The organism is Leuconostoc sp. UCMA20149 (genome assembly GCF_030400235.1).
Lineage (GTDB): Bacteria > Bacillota > Bacilli > Lactobacillales > Lactobacillaceae > Leuconostoc > Leuconostoc pseudomesenteroides.
Window position 1 is genome coordinate 72,356 of record NZ_VJYC01000003.1, and the last position, 17,851, is coordinate 90,206.

The following is a 17,851-nucleotide window of genomic DNA, read 5'->3' on the forward strand; positions in this document are numbered from 1 at the left end:
CGTTGTACAAGTAATATTAAAAGATTTAGTCATCATTTTTAGATTGATAGTGATTTGATTTTATGGCATTATAGCAAAGTTAAGCAAACGTTTTGGCATTTTCAGGAGATATCAAATCTTTTGTCTTAACAACAAACTGTTGGCGTAAATTTTTGAAATGAGTTGTCAGAGATTCTTTTGAAAAATTCGTTAATAGACTTGTTTCAAGTGTACTTGAGTCATCAATCACAATCGCCACACTATATTTATTCAGTAACTGCCAAGCTAATTTTTGGTCTGCCTTTAGCGCATCAATGACCTCTTGACTCATCCGATTTGTCAAAAAGTCGTCGAGATTAAGGCCAACTTGTGTGGCGATGCTTGTAATCAATGAGAGAGAGTATGGCTGTTTTTTGGTAATTAAAGCACTTTGTAAAGACAATAAAAAAGGTCGCGCCTTTTTGTTACCTTCAATTTGTGCTGCTTTAAAATCAAGAATCACACGATAAGTTAAGGATTCCTTGTCATAAGGCATATCCATTATCGGTAGCGCTTGCTCACCTTGGATTAATTTAGCGCTTACTTGTTCATTGATGAGAGGAATAAAGCGTAAGCGCGTTTTTTGAAAAAATGTATGGGTGAGCTTTTCAAGGCATTCTTCGGCTACTAAACAGTTATCTGATAAAGGATTTGCGAAGTGGTAAATGTCGATCATGGTGTTTCTCCTACGTAAAACAATTTAAATATCCAAGATATTAGTATAACCGTCAATATTGGGATTGACAAATGATAGGCTCAAAAATATGTTAAAATGTAATAGTGATGTTTTAAATTGTATAAAAGGGGTAGTAATATGGATTGGAAAATCTTTTTTACACCATACGTTCAAACTGTATCAGAATTAAAAGTTAAATTACGCGGATTACGTGATCAATATGAAAAAAATGGTGAGGATTCACCAATTGAATTTGTGACAGGTCGTGTCAAATCGCAGGCCTCTATTGAAGAAAAAATTGTGCGACGTCATCTAGACGAAAGTCGCTTGTCGCTTGATTTACAAGATATCGCCGGTGTACGAATTATGACCAAGTACGTGGAAGATATCTACACTGTGGTCGATTTGCTAAGACAACGTACGGATTTTCAAATTTTAGAAGAGCGAGATTATGTGACTAATGCCAAGCCGTCAGGCTACCGGTCATATCATATCGTCATTGAATATCCTGTTCAAATGTATAGTGGTGAACTGAAAGTATTAGCAGAAATTCAGGTTCGCACAATGGCTATGAATTTTTGGGCAACAGTTGAACATGATTTACGTTATAAGCATGGCGAATTAAGTGATAATTTGGCCGATCGTCTTACCAAGCTATCAGAATCAACATTTGCTTTAGACCAAGAATTAAGTGAAATAAGAGCAGTAGAATGAAGTATGCTATTTTCAACAATGAAGATGTTAGCAGTCGTGTTGTTGCCAAAAATCTTGCTTTAGAAATGCGCAAACATGGTTTAACTGTTGATAATGAAGAGCCTGATATTGTCGTTTCCGTTGGTGGGGATGGCACGCTTTTGGGCGCTTTTCAGCACTATGTTAATCAAATTGACCATGTTAGGTTTGTTGGCTTACATACCGGACATTTGGGCTTTTATACAGATTGGTTAAGCACGGAATTAGACCAACTAGTAGACAGCTTAAGTCATGATAACGGGCAAAAAGTTAGTTATCCGTTGTTAGAACTGACTGTTATTCAAACAACTGGAGAAAAAAGCCACTATTTGGCACTGAACGAAGCCGTCATTAAGCAACCGCTCGGCACGCTAGTTGCCGATATTTATTTGGGTGGTGAAGTTTTTGAGCGTTTTAGGGGTGATGGTATCGCTGTGGCGACACCGACAGGTTCAACTGCCTACAACAAAGCTAATGGTGGCGCTGTTTTGCACCCTGCTTTGCAGGCAATTCAAATGTCGGAAATTGCCTCCATTAACAATCGTGTTTTTAGAACGTTAGGATCGCCACTGATTGTTCCTCGTGATCAAGAAATTGTAATGAGACCGCAGAGTAACAATTTTTTGGTGATGTATGATCAGGGAGAAATTGCCAGTGATCATATTTTAGAATTGCGATTTAGAGTGTCTGAAAAATGTGTTCATTTTGCTAGATATCGTCACGTTGATTTTTGGCGTCGCGTACAAAATGCCTTCATCAATGACATTGAATAAATATTTTAAATTTTTTAGGAGAAAAATACACGTCGACAAATGATGTGTATGATAAGAATATGCAGTTTACTTGGACTTATACTGGATCAGAAGCGCGCAAAGTGCGTACGTTTCTGCAAAAACATGGCGTTTCCCACCGTATGTTTAGTCAAATGAAACATAATGGTGGGGCGATTTTGGTCAATGAAAAGCCAGTTTATACGTCTGATTATTTAAAAGATGGGGATAAAGTGACGATTGTGATGCCGGTAGAAGAGAGTAATGACCTCGTCGTACCTGATTACAAGCCTCTGAACATTATTTTTGAAAATGAGCATTGGCTGGTAGTTGATAAGCCCTATGGGGTTACGACAGTGCCAGGTCATGCTGATCGGCTACACACATTGGTTAATCAAGTTAAGGGCCATTTAGAACAAATTGAGGCACAAGATTTGGTACCTCACGTAGTGACACGACTGGATCGGGATACATCAGGCATTGTTTTGTTGGCAAAACATCGATTCGCCCATGCTGTTTTAGATCAACAATTGCAAGATCATACCGTGGAAAAATTTTATTTGGCCTATCCGTCTGGCATTATATCAGATGATCACGGAGATATTAACGCCCCAATTGGTCGTGTTGAGGGTGATTTTATTAAGCGTGAAGTTCGTGAAGATGGTAAGCCGTCGCGGACAGAGTACTGGGTTGAACGTTGTTATGATGAGAATGGGCAACACCCAATGACGCGTGTCAAGGTACAATTGCACACTGGTAGAACGCATCAAATACGGGTTCATTTTGCAAATATTGGGCACCCATTAGTAGGTGATGATCTTTATAATGGCCCCCTCTGGTATGGGCTCCAACGTCAGGCGCTACATGCCTATCATATGAAGTTTTATGATCCATTTATCGAAGATTTTCGTGAATTTAACACAAAATTACCCGAGGATCTCAAGACATTAAGGGATATTGACTAAGCTTGGAAGAAACTGCAGAACAATTACAAAAAACTATTGCTCACTTGGCTGATTTGCTTCATTCGGGTCAAGATGAGGATTTTGTTGTCTCATTTAAAGCGTTGCATGATTTTGAAATGGGTCAGGTTTATAGTGGGTTACCTGAACAAATGCGAGCCGTTGCGTGGCGTTTACTAGATGACGAAACTTTGGCAGATGTTTTCGATAATTTGGATGCGGATGATGACGACATTGGAGAATTACTCCAAGAAATGCCGCCGCAAAAAGCGACTGAAATTTTACGCAACATGTACGCCGATAATGAGGCGGATGTCTTGCAAAATCTACCATCTCGTTTGGTTGCAACGTATTTGAGCTTGATGCCTAAAGCGGAAGCAGATGAAATGCGTAAGCTAATTGATTATGACGATCAAACAGCGGGATCTTTGATGTCAACAGAGTATTTAGCTGTGACTGAGGATTTGCGAGTCGTTGAAGTGATGCGGTTGGTTAAACACCAAGCTGCTGAAGCTGAAGCAATTAGTTACGTTTATGTTTTGGATAACCAAAAACACTTGGTCGGCGTTATCTCATTGCGAGATTTGTTAACACACCCTGATGATATGCTGGTGTCAGACATCACTAATGATCGTATTATTAGTGTTAAAGCTGGTGATGATCAGCAAGATGTGGCACAAATTGTGGCTGATTATAATTTTCTTTCCATTCCGGTTACTGATGACAATGACTTGCTACTCGGTGTGATCACGGTTGATGATATTGTTGATGTTATTGACGAAGAAGCGGTTGAAGATTATTCAGGTTTGGCTGCCGTTAACGTTAGCCAGACAGATGATACACCTTGGCATTCAGCGATAAAACGTATTCCATGGTTGATTGCCTTGCTATTACTAGGTATGTCAACGGCGACATTGATTAGCTCGTTTGATGGTTTAGTCAAAAAAGCTTCCATTTTGGCTGTTTTTATTTCGCTAATTACTGGTACAGCGGGTAATGCCGGAACGCAGGCATTGGCGCTAGCGGTCCGTCGATTGGCGGTGGGAACTGATAATACAGCTTGGAAAAATTTTTGGAGCGAAGTACTGGCAGGATTATTAGTTGGTACCGCGACAGGTGCTTCAGTGTTTGCAATCGTGACAATTTGGAAACACAATTTTGAACTTGGATTAGCTGTGGGTATTGCTATGGCGATTGCAATTATGGTTGCTAATTTGGCAGGATATCTTGTTCCCGTGTTAATAGATAAATTAGGATTTGATCCGGCGGTTGCGAGTGGTCCATTTATTACAACGTTGTCAGATTTGACTTCAGTTTTAATCTATTTTAACGTCGCACAATTGTTTATTTCTCATTTTATTGGTAATTAAAAACGTATCGTCCAGAACTTGGATGATACGTTTTTTAGATAAATTAATCAAACATTGGTTTGATTTGAGCTGCAAATGAACCGTCGGGATCATTGACGAATTGTGCATAAGTCTGCCAGTAGCGGTCTGACAAAATGATTGGTTCGGCAATTTCATTAGGAATATAGTTGCGTGGAATTCCACCATTTTTTGCGCGTGGACCATCATAAGTTTTAGCAAAATCACTCATTTTTTTTTCGATCACTAAAGCTTGTGGACCAAACCAATTGACGGGTTCACGCTGAATTAGTTGATTATCAACTTCAAATAATTGCGCTTCCGATTCTATTTTAAAAGGATGAACTAAACTGACTAAGGTGAGCTGATTCTCTTGAATGTTAACAATTGCACCAGCCATTTCCGATGGTAAATGTGGTTGATCATTTTTATTGGCTGCAATCAGTAACTGACCAGTATAGGCAATTGTTAAAGTGGTCTTTTGACCTAAAAATATTGACAATAGGTCTTGTGGGCTTATACTAACGGCTTTCATGACTTAAATTCTCCTGCATCTTGAATATCAATGAAGCTAAATTTATCAAAATCAAACAATCCTTGGTCTGTTATTTTTAAACTCGGGATAACGGGTAAAGCCATAAATGAGAGCGTTAAGAAGGGATCAAATGGCACATCGCTGATTTTTGAAAAAGCTTTATCTAAAGCGCGATTTTGATCAATAGTCGTTTGATAATCTTGATCAGACATGAGGCCACCGATTGGAAGAGGCATTGCGGTCACTTGACCGTCGATCACGACAACTTGTCCACCACCGATTTTCTTTAAGGTTTCAGCAGCTAATAACATATCCTTGTCATCAACACCGGCAATAATGACGTTATGTGAATCATGCGCTACCGTTGAGCCGATTGCGCCGGCTTTCATGTTGAAGCCTTTAATGATCCCTAAACCATGTCCTAAGTCGTGATAACGCTCAGCCACAACAACTTTAGCAAATGTTGTATTCGCCTTAAAATGATGATTAACGACTGGCACGTTTTCAGCGGTATGCTGAGTTGTAATATGGTGAGGCATAATATTGATAACATGTGCAGGCATATCGTCTGCCAGTGGCAAGATTAAATCACTAGCGGATAATGTGAAATTCAGAGACTGGTTTGCTAATGGTGTCACAGTTGAAAACTTATTTTCATACCAATGACCTTCGACCATGATTTCTTGAGCTTTGAATTGTGTTAATGAATCAAAAATAACCAAATCAGCAACGAAACCGTCTGTTAATGCGCCGACGTTCTTTAAGTTATGGGCTTTGGCGGGATTATAACTTGCCATAGTAAAAGCGATTTCCGGCGCAATACCATTTTGAAGTGCGAGGTTAATACTAAAATCAATTGACCCCTCATGTTGAATGTCACTGGCAGTTTTATCATCGGTGGCAAATGAAAAATGTGCGTGATTGGCTGTTGTAATAGCTGGTAAAATGGCTTCCTCATCACGTTCTACCGTGCCTTCACGCACAAAGACAGAAAATCCTGCATCGACACGTTCTAAAGCCTGAGCAGCGTTTTCACTTTCGTGATCGGTATCGATACCAACTTGACGATAAGTTGAAAGTTGTGCGCGGCTTAAACCAGCACCGTGACCATCAACGTGTTTACCTGCTGCTAAAGCGTCGTTGATTTTTTCGAGCATATCTGGGTCACCATTTGCGACGGCAGGATAATCCATCACTTCAGCTAGCCCATTTACTTCAGGAATGCTGTAAAAAGGCTTGAGAGCTTCGGCATGAAGTGTTGCTCCTGCGTGTTCAAAAGGCGTTGCAGGGACTGAGGATGGTAGCATATAGTGAATGTGAAGTGGTGTTTGCCGCGCTTCTTCGAGCATATATTGAATGCCTGAAATACCGGCTACACTAGCGATTTCATGCGGATCAGCAATGATACGAGTGACACCATGAGGTAGCACTAATTTGCCAAATTCACTAGGTGCAAGTAGAGAACTTTCAATATGAAGATGTGCGTCAATCAAACCGGGGACAATATATCGACCCCCGGCATCAAATGTGTGAGTTGCAGCAAGATCATCTCGTGGGCCACGATAAACAATTATATTATTGTCAATCCAAAGCTCAGTATCATCGAATTTAAGATTAAAAACATCCAAAATTTTTGCGTTTCGAATATGCCAGGTTACAATTTGTGTCACAATAGATCTCGCTTTCAAGTTTTATCTATCATACCATAATGGCAGACTTTGTATTTTGACACTACGTTGTTTTTTAATTATACCAATTATAAAAATAGGACTATACCAATTCTTGTTTATTGTTTGACAAATGGTTACAAAGACTGTAAAATAGCTACTGTTAGTTAAAAATAAAAAGTAAACCAGTTTTGGTGAAGAGGCTATATATGTGTGGAATTGTCGGATTTACAGGCGTTAATCAAGTGTTACCTAGTTTGTTAAAAGGGTTAGAAAAATTAGAATATCGCGGTTACGATTCAGCTGGTGTGTATGTTAATGATGGCGAAAAAGGTGACTTTCTTGTTAAAGAAAAAGGTCGCGTAGCTGATTTGGAACGTGCAACAGAAGGTAAGGGTATTGAAGGTACTGCGGGTATCGCTCATACGCGTTGGGCCACTCACGGTGGTGTATCAGTTGAAAATGCGCATCCACACATGTCAGAGGATGGACGCTTTTATTTAGTTCACAATGGTGTCATCGAAAATTATGAAGCATTACGTGATCAATATTTACAAGGCGTTCAACTTCACTCACAAACAGATACTGAAATTGCCGTTCAATTGATTGACAAATTTTCAAAAGAAAATCACTTGTCAACATTTGATGCATTTCGTAGGATGATTAGTTTGTTGGATGGCAACTCAGCCTACGGATTCCTTTTGATGGATCGCCAGACACCTAATTTGATGTATGCGGCCAAGAAAAAGAGTCCTTTATTGATTGGTGTTTCAGAAGTCGGCAACGTTGTGACATCAGATGCAACAGCGATGTTGGATGTTACGCATGATTTTATTGAATTAATGGATGGCGAAATTGCTGTCATTGACAAGCAAAAGATTGATTTGTTTGATCCAAATGGCAAACAAATTACCCGTGAAGCCTTTCATTTAGATATTGATGCCTCAGAAACTGACAAAGGAATTTATCCTTACTACATGTTAAAGGAAGTTGATGAACAGGCCATCGTTGCACGTACTCTGTCACAATACTATTTTGACGATGAAGGGCAAGTACAAAATATTGCCCCTGAAATTATCGAAGCTATGCAGGCAGCAGATCGCATTTATATTGTTGCGGCCGGCACATCATATCACGCGGGACTTGTGGGACAACGGTATTTTGAACAGTGGACGCAAACACCAACAGAAGTTCATATTTCATCAGAATTTGCCTATGAGCAACCTTTGTTGAGTAAAAAACCATTCTTCATTTTCTTAAGCCAATCTGGAGAAACGGCTGATTCACGAGAAGTCTTGGATAATATCACAAAACAAGGTTATCCAACCTTAACCATTGCAAATGTCATGAATTCAACCTTAACCCGCGAAGCGGACTTTGCCTTGCCTTTGCTAGCTGGTCCTGAAATTGCTGTGGCCTCGACAAAAGCCTATACAGCACAAATTATTGTGACAGCTATTTTGGCTGCAGCGGTTGGTCATACACCATTTGATTTAAAAAATGAGTTAGCAAAAGTTGCTGTTGAAATGCAAGTGATTATTGATCAAAAAGACACTTTCAAATCAATTGCTGAAAGTGCCTTAAAGCACCGTCGTTCAGCATTTTATATTGGACGTGGATTAGATGCAGCGGTTGCTGTTGAGGCGGCGTTGAAGTTAAAAGAAATATCATACGTTCAAACTGAAGGTTTTGCAGCTGGGGAGTTAAAACATGGTACAATTTCTTTGATTGAAGAAGGTACACCGATATTTGCTTTGCTGACTCAGGCTAAAACTGCTGGACTTGTCCGAGGTGAAATTGCACAAGTTGCAGCACGAGGCGCCAACACGGTTATTATTGCTGCTAAGACTTTAGCTAAAAAAGATGACTCTTTCGTTCTACCTGGAGTTAATGAGCTCTTAATGCCGTTGTTGACAGTCATCCCGGCACAATTAATCGCTTATTACGCAACTCTTGACCGTGGTCTAGACGTTGATCGACCACGTAATTTGGCAAAGAGTGTTACGGTTCAATAATTTTAATGATTCGATAGGATAATTCTTATCGAATTTTTTTGTACCTTGCGCGCCATTCTGGTAAAATAGGTTAGATACAATATATGCATTTAGTGGTTGCATACGAAGGAGGAGCGTTTTGGCGCTTTTTAAAATTAAAAATGAGGAGACGAAGACCGTCTCCCAGCTCAAAATTCCGCGACATGTTGCCATTATTATGGATGGTAATGGTCGTTGGGCAAAACAACGTTTTATGCCACGTGTTGCGGGCCACAAAGCGGGCATGAAAACTGTCAAAAAAGTTGCGATTGCAGCCAGCGACTTAGGCATTGAAGTATTGACACTATATGCTTTTTCAACTGAAAATTGGTCACGCCCGAATGACGAAGTTAACTTTTTGATGCAATTACCAATTGATTTTTTTAATGATTTTGTACCAGAACTGATTAAAAATAATATTCGTGTTGAAGTTATGGGCGATGTTGCGGGCCTACCTAAAGGTACGCAAGATGCCGTGCAGCGTGCGATTGAACAAACAGCGCAAGGCACGGGCATGATTTTGAACTTTGCTCTTAATTATGGTGGTCAAACTGAAATTGTGGCAGCAGCGAAATTACTAGCGCAACAGGTTGCGTCGGGTGATTTGGCAGCTGAAGAGATTGACGCCAATCGTTTTGCCAGTGCACTTCAAACTTCACCATTAGGTGACTTAGCCACGCCTGACTTAATGATTCGTACTTCCGGTGAATTGCGCTTGAGTAATTTTTTGCCTTATCAGTCTGCATACGCTGAACTATATTTTACGAATGTTCTTTGGCCAGAATATTCGGGCGAAGATTTGATAGAAGCTATTACTTCTTATACTAAAAGAGACCGTCGCTTTGGGGGTCTTAATGACGAAAGCGAGAAACAGTAAGCTATGAAAACACGTGTAATTACGGCAGTAGTTGCTTTGATTATTTTTGTCCCTCTTTTAATCATTGGAGGCGCACCACTTCTGATTCTGACACTGATTATGGGTGTGATTGCAATGAGTGAAATTTTGCGTATGAAACACCGTTTTTTTGTTTCTGCGGAAGCTTGGGTCAGCTTTATTGGTGTTGTAGCGCTGATCTTGCCCAATAGTTTTTGGCAAGACATTCCACTCATTAAAAGTGCGCATATATTCTTTTATATACTAGCCTTTCTTTTGTTACTTCATACAGTATTTAGTCGTAACCATTTTAATTTTGATGATGCTGGGACATTGACTCTAGCCATGCTGTATATTGGTACTGGATTTCATTATTTTTTCCAAGCCGACACAAAAGGATTGGCAACAGTGATGTTTGGTATGTTAATTGTTTGGCTAACTGATTCGGGTGCTTACATGGTTGGGCGAGCTATTGGTAAACATAAACTTGCGCCAAAAATTAGTCCTAACAAAACTTGGGAAGGGTCAATTGGCGGTAGTTTGGTGGCAGTAATTGTTGTGGCATCTCTGTATACTATCTTTAACTGGCTACCAGCCTATAACTTCATTGAACTCTTATTATTTGCAGTTGTTTTGTCTATTGCTGGACAGCTTGGTGATTTAATCGAGTCAGGCTTAAAGCGTCACTTCAATGTCAAAGATTCAGGTAATATTTTACCAGGGCATGGTGGTATTTTAGATCGTTTTGACTCCATGTTGGTCGTTATGCCATTGATGTCAATTTTAGGCATGTTAATTTAAAGTGAGATTTGGAATGAGTTTAACAGCGATAATTGCATTCATATTTGTTTTTGGGGTATTAGTCACAGTCCATGAATTTGGGCATTTTTTTGCTGCCAAAAAATCTGGAGTATTGGTCCGAGAATTTGCGATTGGCATGGGGCCAAAATTGTTGAGCTGGAATCGTAATCACACTGCCTATACAATTCGTATTTTACCTGTTGGTGGATATGTACGGATGGCCGGAATGGATGAAACACCTGACTTAGAAGCGGGTCAACGATTGCGACTACGCTTTGACCAAGAGAGTAAAGTTATCGAAATTGACACACGGATTGATCAGGCAGGTCAAGGTGTACCATTTCAAATTGACACTTTCGACTTAAGTGATGACTTGACGTTGACAGGTTACCAAGCTGATAATTCAGAGATGAAAGTGTTATCTGTTAGTCATGATGCGACAATCATTGAAGAAAATGGTGTGACTGTCCAAATCGCCCCGCGTGACACATGGTTTCAAAGTGCGAAATTATCGCGACGCGCTTTGATTAATGTTGCCGGACCATTTATGAACTTTGTATTAGCTTTAGTTGTTTTTTCAGGACTAGGTTTTACCTTGCCAAGCGTTACACTTAACGAACCGATTGTGGGCACAGTTCAAAACAACATGCCAGCTCAAAAGGCTGGACTGCAAGCAGGTGACCAAATTACCAAAGTGAATGGACAAAAAACCACAACTTGGGAAAATGTAGCAAGCGCTATTAGCGGTGCTGGACACAAGCAACTGACGATTAATATTGTACGTGACGGTAAACAAGAGACTATCAAAGTCACACCTAATTTGGTTACGGTTAACGGTACAAGAACGCCGTTGGTGGGTATCACAGAGAAAACGCACCAGAGCTTTGGTGCACGCATACAGTATGGTGTCAACACAACAGCTTCAACAACCAGTCGAATTTGGTACGCGCTGACACATTTGTTTAGTGGTGGGTTTAGTTTGGATAAACTAGGTGGTCCAGTTTCAATTGCCAAAACAACGTCAACTGTTGCTAAAACAGGATTTTTGAATATTCTATTCTATATGGCATTTTTGTCGATTAACTTAGGTATTATGAATTTAATTCCAATACCAGCTCTAGATGGTGGTAAACTAATCTTGAACTTACTGGAAGCAATTCTAAGGCGTCCATTACCAGCATCGTTTGAAAATGGTGTCACCGTGGTAGGTGCAATTGCAATGGTAATTCTGATGATTGCTGTTACTATTAATGATATTTTGCGATAAAATAAATGAGAGTATATTCAATAAAAGAGGAGTTTATATGAAACAGTCTAAATTACTGATGCCAACTTTACGAGAAGTTCCGGCGGAAGCTGAGGTTAAAAGCCACCAATTATTGTTAAAAGCAGGTTATATCCGCCCCGTTGCAGCTGGTATGTTTTCATATTTACCCTTGGCTAAGCGGGTTTTAAATAAAATCGAAGCTATTATTCGGGAAGAAATGTCAAAAATTGACGCCAATGAGATGTTAGTCCCAGAAATTTTACCAGCAGAATTGTGGCAGCGTTCAGGGCGTTATGAAACATACGGTCCGGCGTTGTACAAGTTCAAAAATCGACAAGATCGTGATTTTATTTTAGGACCAACGCATGAAGAAACCTTTACCCAATTAATTGCTGATGAAATTAAGTCATATAAAAAATTGCCTTTAGTGGTTTACCAAATCCAACCAAAATTCCGAGATGAAAATAGACCACGTTTTGGATTGCTTCGAACACGCGAGTTCATTATGAAGGATGCTTATTCATTTAGTGCTGACCAAGAAGGTCTTGATGACGCCTTTCACAATATGGAAAAAGCGTATGTCAACATTTTTAATCGACTTGGTCTTCATTATCGCGCAATTGTCGGTGACGCCGGTGCTATGGGTGGATCAGATTCGAAGGAGTTTTCTGCTCCTGCGGATGCTGGAGAAGATACTATTGCTTATTCTGATGCGACTGATTATGCGGCAAATTTGGAAATGGCCAAAGATTTCTATGAGAGAAAAACCAGTCATGCAGAATTATTGACATCAGAAAAAGTTGCAACCCCTGATGCAAAAACAATTGCGGAAGTAGCAGAATTTTTGGGTAAATCATCCAATGAACTTGTTAAAACAATGATGTTTATTGCTGACGATCAACTGGTAGCAGTTGTGACAACAGGTGATTATGATGTCAATGAGGTCAAGGTTCAAAATTTCTTGAATGCTGATACATTTGAATTAGCTGATGAAAATCGTGTCCGTGATATTGTTGGTGCAGGATTCGGATCACTAGGACCAGTTGCATTACCTGAAAATGTGCAACTTTTGGTTGATGAACGTGCTGCCGATTTGGCTAATTTTGTCGCTGGTGCCAATGAGGATGGTTATCATTTGACTAATTTGAATTGGGGACGAGACGTCCAAATTGAGGAAACAAATATTGGCGATTTTCGTGTTGCTAGAGAAGGTGACTTGGCAATTGATGGCAAAGGGCACCTTGTATTTACTTCCGGTATTGAAATTGGTCATATTTTTAAACTTGGTACCCGATATTCTAAGTCACTAGGCGCTCAAGTTCTGGATGAAAATGGTCGTCAAACTGATGTTGTGATGGGTTCTTATGGCATCGGTGTTTCACGCTTGTTAAGTGCGATTGCAGAGCAAAAAGCTGATGAGGACGGGCTTGTTTGGCCAGCCAGTGTTGCGCCATTTGATGTTCATATTGTACCGGTTAATACGAAAGATGCTGATCAAGTACGTGTGGCTGAAGAGCTTGAAGCTTTGTTAGAAGCCAAACATTTGGAAGTTTTGGTGGATGACCGCAAAGAACGTGCTGGTGTTAAGTTTGCCGATGCTGATCTAATTGGCTTGCCAATTAGAATTACGGTTGGCAAAAAGGCGAGTGAAGATGTTGTTGAAGTCAAAGTCCGTGCAAGTAATACTAATATTGAAATGCGCGTAAGTGAAGTGGTTGACTCAGTTTCCGTTTTGCTTCAAGGTGACAATGAATAAATAAGTGAGTAAACATTTGGCCGATGAATGATCGGCTTTTTTACTCAAATTAGGGGGACAAATGGCGTTAACCCATGAAGAACAATTAAAACACTTAATTAGTCAGATTCAATTACCAGATGAAATTGTATCTTTTTTTGAAGCTGGTCAGTTAACTCGCGTAGATGTATCTGCCAGACAGAGACAGTGGATATTCTATGTTCAATTATTAAAGCCTTTGCCAGCTAACGTATATATGCAATTTCAGCAATATCTAAAAAAAGCATTTACTAATATAGCTGACGTGTCGATAATGATTTCCACTCAATCACAAGCAATTGATCAAGAAATGATGGCACAATACTGGCATTTGGCTTTAGATCACTCTCAATTAAACCATGCTAAGGCGCAGCAATTAGCAAGCAACACGATACTTAAATTGGTAAACGACAACGAATTCAGTGTTGCGGTTGGTGCGCAACTACTATTTCAATCGTTAGATAACCAAGCAGTTGCTTCCATAGTATCAGTTTACGAGAGTTTTGGATTTCCTAAGATCAAATTAGTGCCACAACTCGACGAACAATTAGCCCAAGAAATTCAAGAAAATGTTGCACAGCATCATGCTAAGGCCCGTGAAGACTTGCAAAAAGCAATTGAAGCTAATAAACAGGCTAAACCAAAAACATCGTCAGAGGGTGTGCCACTAACATTAGGTCGTAAAATTTCAGCAGATGCTGATATTACCAGATTGGAAGATATCGATGGTGAAGAAAACCGTGTGGTAGTTGAGGGCTATATTTTTGCTGATGAAATTAGGGAATTGCGTTCAGGGCGACAGTTACTCACTATCAAAATCACCGATTATTCAAGTTCTATTTCAGCCAAAAAGTTTTCTAATAATGAATCTGATGAGGCGGTGTTTGAAGGTTTAAAGGCCGGTTTGTGGGTTCGACTAAGTGGTAATGTTCAAGAAGATACCTATGCTCGTGAACTGGTCATGAATATTTATGATTTACAAGTCATTGATCACGCCAATCGACAAGAAGATTACCCCGAAAAACAGCAACGGATTGAGCTACATGTTCACACAAACATGTCGACCATGGATGCCGTGACTAACTACTCGGAAGTTGCAAAACTCGCCAAAAGTTGGGGTCAAACAGCTTTGGCTGTTACTGACACGGGAAATGTCCAAGGCTTTCCCGAGGCTGTTGCCGCTGGTAGTAATAATAATCTCAAAATGATCTATGGTATGGAAGCTAATCTAGTCGAAGATGGTGAACCAATTGCCTTCAATTTGCAACCCATTTCACTATTAGACAAAGAAACCACTTTTGTCGCTTTTGATTTGGAAACGACTGGACTATCCGCTGTAACAGATAAAATCATTGAATTATCCGCTGTCAAAATGCAGCTTGGTAACGTTATTGATAAGTTTTCAGAATATATTAATCCCGGTTTTCCATTATCTGAATTCACTACCAATTTGACATCAATTACTGATGCTATGGTAGCAAATGCTGACAGCGAAGAAAACATTATTCGACGTTTTCGAGAGTGGTGCGGTGATGCTATTTTAGTGGGGCATAATGTAACATTTGATATTGGCTTCATGAACGCCGCTTATGCACGTTACCAGCAACCGCAAATTAGTAATCCTATTATTGATACGTTGCCGTTTACTCGTTGGTTATATCCTGACTATAAATCTTATCGTCTTGGTACGATTGCTAAACGATTTAATATCAATTTAGAGCAAGCCCACCGTGCGATTTTTGATTCTGAAACTACGGGACATATCGCATGGCGTTTGATGAAAGAAGCAAAAGAACGTTTTGATTTAAATTATCATAATCAACTCAATGATCACATGACTGAAGGGGATGCGTGGAAGCATGGTCGTCCGGTTCATGCGACATTGTTGGTTCAAAATGCGACTGGATTAAAAAATCTTTATAAACTGGTCTCCCGTTCAAACATTGAATTTTTTGCCAAAGTACCTCGTATTCCGCGTTCAATCCTACAACAATATCGTGAAGGTTTACTAGTAGGAACAGGTGATACAGGCGGGGATGTCATTATTTCTCTCATTGAAAAAGGAAAAAATGAGGCAACGGAGAAAGCTAAATATTACGACTTTATCGAAATTCAACCAACTGCAAACTATCAACCAATGATTGAATCGGCACTTGTTGCTGACAAAACAAAACTGCAAGAAATCTTAGGGGAAATGATTGCCATTGGTGACGAATTAGAAAAACCAGTGGTGGTCACTGGTGATGTTAAATATACCAACCCTGAAGATAAAATTTATCGTAATATTTTAATTGCGACACAACCAGGAAATCCACAAAATAGAACTGCTTTACCTGATAATTATTTCAAAACGACGCAAGAATTGCTTGATGACTTTGCTTTTGTTGGTGAAGAAGTTGCAAAAAAGATTGTAATTGATAATACCCACCTTATTTCTGACATGCTTGACGATATTGAGCCTCTGAAAAGTGGCTCCTATCCACCAAATATTCCTGGGGCGGGTGATGAACTCACTGAAAAAACATACCGGACAGCGAAAGCTTGGTATGGTGATCCAATTCCACCAGAAATACAAGCACGTATAGACCAAGAGTTGAAAGCAATTATTGGTAACGGTTTTGCGCCGCATTACATGATTGCGCAACGATTGGTTGCTAAATCTGTTAAAGATGGCTATTTGGTTGGATCACGTGGATCCGTGGGCTCTTCATTTGTCGCCACAATGTCGGGTATAACTGAAGTTAATCCGTTGCCGCCTCATTATCGATCCGCGCATGGTGATTATTTCGAATTAGTTGATCCAAAACAATATGAGTCTGGCTATGACCTGCCTGAAAAAGGAGACCCCAATCATCCAGGCGAAATGTTGATTGGTGATGGACAAAACATTCCGTTTGAAACTTTTATGGGCTTCACTGGAAATAAAGTGCCAGATATCGATTTGAATTTTTCTGGTGATTATCAGCCAATTGCTCACAATTACATGAAAGTACTATTTGGCGAGCATAATGTGTACCGTGCCGGAACGATAGCGACAGTGGCTGAAAAAACAGCTTTTGGTTACGTGAAAGGCTATGAACGGGACCATGATAAGCATTATCGTGGGGCAGAAATTGAGCGATTGGCCCAAGGAATCACAGGCGTCAAACGGACAACAGGACAGCATCCCGGTGGTATATTGATTGTACCGCGCGAGTACGAAGTCTATGATTTCACACCAATTCAATATCCTGCTGATGATCAAAAATCGCTCTGGCAAACAACACACATGGATTATCATTCCATTCATGATAATTTATTGAAAATGGATATTTTGGGACATGATGATCCAACAATGGTGCGGACATTAAAGGATATGTCTGGCATTGATCCGCAATCAATTCCAGCAAACGATCCCGGTGTTTTAAGTTTGTTTACCTCTACCGAAGCACTTGGTGTAACACCAGAGCAAATCTTTTCAAAAACAGGGACACTAGGATTACCTGAATTTGGGACTAACTTTGTGCGCGGTATGTTGGAAGAAACGCAACCACATACTTATTCTGAGTTATTACAAATTTCTGGCTTATCTCACGGTACAGATGTTTGGTTGGGAAATGCTAATGAGTTGATCGAAAACGGAACGGCTACAATCGGTACAGTTATTGGAACGCGTGATAAAATCATGACAGATTTAATTAACTGGGGTTTTCCAGCTGCCGATGCGTTTAACATTATGGAAAAGGTTCGTAAAGGTAAGGGGATTACCGACGAATACCAAAAACAGTTGCGCGAAGCAAATATTCCAGAATGGTATATCCAATCAATGCTCAAAATTAAATACATGTTCCCACGAGCGCATGCCGCGGCTTATGTTTTAATGGCTTTGCGAATTGCCTACTTCAAAGTTTATTTTCCAACAATATACTATGCAACTTACTTCTCAGTTCGTGCGGATGCTTTTGATGTTGTCGCGATGAGTCGGGGTAAAGAAGCAACCAAATCTGCTTTAAAGAAATTACGTGAACTTGGCAATGACGCGACTGTTGGCGATAAAAACTTAATGACAGTTCTTGAAATGGCTAACGAAGCGCTTGAGCGAGGAATTAGCTTCAAAATGGTTGATTTAAACCGATCGGAAGCACTTGAATGGGTGATTGATGGTGAAACACTAATACCACCATTTATTTCTCTACCGGGATTGGGCGACAACGTGGCCAAACAAATTGTGGCTGCACGGACAGAAAAACCTTTTTTGAGTAAAGAAGACCTTAAAAAAAGAGGCAAAGTGTCACAAACGATTATTGATTTTATGACACAGCATTCCGTTCTAGAGGGATTACCAGACGAAAATCAATTGAGTTTATTTGACTTTTAACCTGAAAAATATTAAAGG

13 protein-coding genes are annotated in these 17,851 nt (G+C 39.9%); 10 read left to right on the plus strand and 3 right to left on the minus strand.

Translation table 11 applies throughout. The annotated features are described in order from the left end of the window. Positions 1-79: 79 nt before the first annotated feature. Positions 80-694 carry a DsbA family protein gene (locus tag FF105_RS03580; protein WP_010279247.1) on the minus strand — a complete coding sequence of 205 codons (615 nt, stop codon included), beginning with the start codon at positions 692-694 and terminating at the stop codon, positions 80-82. 138 nt (positions 695-832) lie between these two features. Here FF105_RS03580 and FF105_RS03585 point away from each other — a divergent pair, with 138 nt between their 5' ends. From FF105_RS03585 to mgtE, 4 genes are read left to right on the plus strand one after another with little or no spacing between them, the layout of a single operon-like run. After that, complete coding sequence (locus FF105_RS03585) at positions 833-1,408, plus strand: GTP pyrophosphokinase (protein WP_010279250.1); 576 nt, start codon at positions 833-835, stop codon at positions 1,406-1,408. Next, positions 1,405-2,199 carry an NAD kinase gene (locus FF105_RS03590; RefSeq protein ID WP_010279253.1) on the plus strand — a complete coding sequence of 265 codons (795 nt, stop codon included), beginning with the start codon at positions 1,405-1,407 and terminating at the stop codon, positions 2,197-2,199. Before FF105_RS03585 ends, FF105_RS03590 begins: the two co-directional genes overlap by 4 nt. Before the next feature lie 59 nt (positions 2,200-2,258). Then, the gene (locus FF105_RS03595) at positions 2,259-3,161 is read left to right on the plus strand and encodes an RluA family pseudouridine synthase (protein WP_031941022.1); all 903 of its coding nucleotides are present in this window, start codon (positions 2,259-2,261) and stop codon (positions 3,159-3,161) included. 2 nt (positions 3,162-3,163) lie between these two features. Further along, the gene (mgtE, locus tag FF105_RS03600) at positions 3,164-4,528 is read left to right on the plus strand and encodes a magnesium transporter (RefSeq protein WP_010279260.1); all 1,365 of its coding nucleotides are present in this window, start codon (positions 3,164-3,166) and stop codon (positions 4,526-4,528) included. Between the two features lie 43 nt (positions 4,529-4,571). On the opposite strand, the gene FF105_RS03605 is transcribed toward mgtE, so the two are convergent. Next, positions 4,572-5,060 carry a hypothetical protein gene (locus tag FF105_RS03605; protein ID WP_147651318.1) on the minus strand — a complete coding sequence of 163 codons (489 nt, stop codon included), beginning with the start codon at positions 5,058-5,060 and terminating at the stop codon, positions 4,572-4,574. Further along, positions 5,057-6,730, minus strand: a complete 1,674-nt coding sequence (gene ade / locus FF105_RS03610) for an adenine deaminase (protein ID WP_290046347.1) — start codon at positions 6,728-6,730, stop codon at positions 5,057-5,059. Before ade ends, FF105_RS03605 begins: the two co-directional genes overlap by 4 nt. Before the next feature lie 206 nt (positions 6,731-6,936). Here ade and glmS point away from each other — a divergent pair, with 206 nt between their 5' ends. From glmS to FF105_RS03640, 6 genes are all read left to right on the plus strand, one after another. Further along, on the plus strand, positions 6,937-8,742 hold the full coding sequence (glmS, locus tag FF105_RS03615) for a glutamine--fructose-6-phosphate transaminase (isomerizing) (protein WP_010279264.1): 1,806 nt from the start codon (positions 6,937-6,939) through the stop codon (positions 8,740-8,742). Between the two features lie 118 nt (positions 8,743-8,860). Further along, entirely contained in the window at positions 8,861-9,637 is a 777-nt protein-coding gene (locus FF105_RS03620) for an isoprenyl transferase (protein WP_010279270.1), read from the plus strand. A 3-nt stretch (positions 9,638-9,640) separates the two neighbouring features. Then, positions 9,641-10,435, plus strand: a complete 795-nt coding sequence (locus tag FF105_RS03625; protein ID WP_010279274.1) for a phosphatidate cytidylyltransferase — start codon at positions 9,641-9,643, stop codon at positions 10,433-10,435. Between the two features lie 13 nt (positions 10,436-10,448). After that, positions 10,449-11,702, plus strand: coding sequence for an RIP metalloprotease RseP (rseP, locus tag FF105_RS03630; RefSeq protein ID WP_290046348.1), 1,254 nt, complete (start codon positions 10,449-10,451; stop codon positions 11,700-11,702). Between the two features lie 37 nt (positions 11,703-11,739). Then, positions 11,740-13,458 carry a proline--tRNA ligase gene (locus tag FF105_RS03635; RefSeq protein WP_010279278.1) on the plus strand — a complete coding sequence of 573 codons (1,719 nt, stop codon included), beginning with the start codon at positions 11,740-11,742 and terminating at the stop codon, positions 13,456-13,458. Between the two features lie 61 nt (positions 13,459-13,519). Next, positions 13,520-17,833: a PolC-type DNA polymerase III gene (locus FF105_RS03640; protein WP_010279280.1), complete on the plus strand. Its 4,314-nt coding sequence runs from the start codon at positions 13,520-13,522 to the stop codon at positions 17,831-17,833. The last annotated feature ends 18 nt before the right edge of the window (positions 17,834-17,851 follow it).